Genomic DNA, 1,865 nt, shown 5'->3' with positions numbered 1-1,865 from the left:
TCCCAGCCGAGCGGCGGCCGCCCGGGATGCGAGGGCGTGTCGGCGACGTGGCCGAGCACCGTGAAGTCGCAGCCCAGCCGCTCCGCCGCCAGCAGATCCTCGAGCCCGTGGCAGGACGCGGCGACCGCCTGATCCGGCGGCAGCGGACGCGCGGCGAGCTCGGCCAGCTGCGAGGCGCGCAGGTGCACGCCGATGCCCAGCGTCCGCGCCAGTTCGACGTCGGCATTCACCAGCACCTCGGCGCCGGCGTCGCGTGCGCGCGCGGCGGCGTCCGCCACCGCTGCACGCCAGCGCGCGGCATCGCCCTGCCCCGGCGAGCGCAACTGGATGCGCTGCACGCCGGCCGCGAGCGCGGCATCGATGCGCCCGAGCCAGGTCGGAAGGTCGTCGAGCGCCGGCGTCACCGCATACGTGGCGGGTTGCAGCAGCGCCGCCACGACCGGCCGGTCGGCCGGCGGCATGTCGTAACGCGCGAGCTTGTCGGCGGGCGCCCAGACGAGGGCCTGGCCCTCGCGGCCGCGGGCGGGCCCCTGCCATGCCTCGACCTGGCGCACGTCGAGGGCAAGGTCCTTGTCCGGGTAACGCTGCGGCACGCGGATCAGCGGCGCGCCGATGCGCGCCTCGATGCCCAGTTCCTCGTGCAGCTCGCGGGCGAGCGCCTGCTCGGGCGTCTCGCCGGGCTCGCACTTGCCGCCGGGGACTTCCCACAGGCCCGCGAGGTCGCGGCCTTCGGTGCGGCGCGCGAGCAGGATGCGGCCGCGCGCATCGCGGATCACGCCGGCGACGACGTGGATCGAGCGGCGCGACGATAGGCTGGCCGGGGACTGCACGCGGGTCACTCTACGGAGCGCACGGACGCGACGGCAAGCGACGCGTCGACGCGGACATCCGGCGCGCATCGATCCCGATGCGCGCCGGACGCGTCACGGCATCAGGCCAGCTGGCCGTGGCAGTGCTTGTACTTCTTGCCGCTGCCGCAGGGGCACGGATCGTTGCGGCCGATGGTCGGCGCCACCGCGCCCGCGGCCGCCGCGGCGGCGAGCACGTCGCCGGCCTCGTTCTCGGTGCCGTAGCCGCCGACGTCCGCGTGCTGGAACTGCATCTGGCGGGACTGCGCCTCGAGCTGCGCGCGTGCCGCCGCCTCTTCCTGCGCGACCTCCTCCTCGGTGCGGATCCGCACGCGGGCGAGCATCGTGACGACCTCGCGCTTGACCTTCTCCAGCATCTCGGAGAACAGCTCGAACGCCTCGCGCTTGTATTCCTGCTTGGGCTGCTTCTGCGCGTAGCCGCGCAGGTGGATGCCCTGGCGCAGGTAATCCATGCGCGCCAGATGCTCCTTCCAGTTCTGGTCGAGCACGTTGAGCATGATGTGCTTCTCCAGCATGCGCATCGTCTCGGCGCCGAGCTGCTCCTCGCGGTCGGCGAAGTGCTTGGCCACCGTGGCGTCCACGTGCTTGAGGATGCCCTCGGCGTCGAGCTCCGGCTCGGACTTCACCAGCGCGTCGAGGTCGAGCTGCACGCCGAAGTCCTCGGCGATCGTCGCCTCCAGGCCGCGCAGGTCCCACTGCTCGTCGATCGAGTTGGGCGGCACGAACTTCTCGACGGTCTCGGCCACCACGTCGCCGCGGATCGCCGCGATGTTCTCGGCCACGTCCTCGGCCTCGAGCAGCTCGTCGCGCTGGCCGTAGATGACCTTGCGCTGGTCGTTGTTGACGTCGTCGAACTCGAGCAGGTTCTTGCGGATGTCGAAGTTGTGCGCCTCGACCTTCCGCTGCGCATTGGCGATCTGCTTGGTGACCAGTGGCGACTCGATGATGTCGTCTTCCTTGAGGCCCATGCGCGCCATCACCTTCTGCACCCAGTCG

General features: G+C 71.8%; 2 protein-coding genes. Both read right to left on the bottom strand.

From position 1 onward, the window contains the following. On the bottom strand, positions 1–830 hold an 830-nt coding region (locus E4F61_RS14180; protein WP_238382963.1), incomplete at its 3' end, for a Nudix family hydrolase. Between the two features lie 101 nt (positions 831–931). After that, the coding region (locus E4F61_RS14175) for an SEC-C metal-binding domain-containing protein (protein ID WP_202909021.1) at positions 932–1,865 on the bottom strand (934 nt) is incomplete at its 5' end.

This window comes from Cognatilysobacter segetis, from assembly GCF_004359965.1.
In the GTDB taxonomy this organism is placed as follows: Bacteria; Pseudomonadota; Gammaproteobacteria; order Xanthomonadales; family Xanthomonadaceae; genus Cognatilysobacter; species Cognatilysobacter segetis.
Note: the sequence above shows the minus strand (reverse complement) of the source record. Positions and strands in the feature narration are given on the sequence as shown.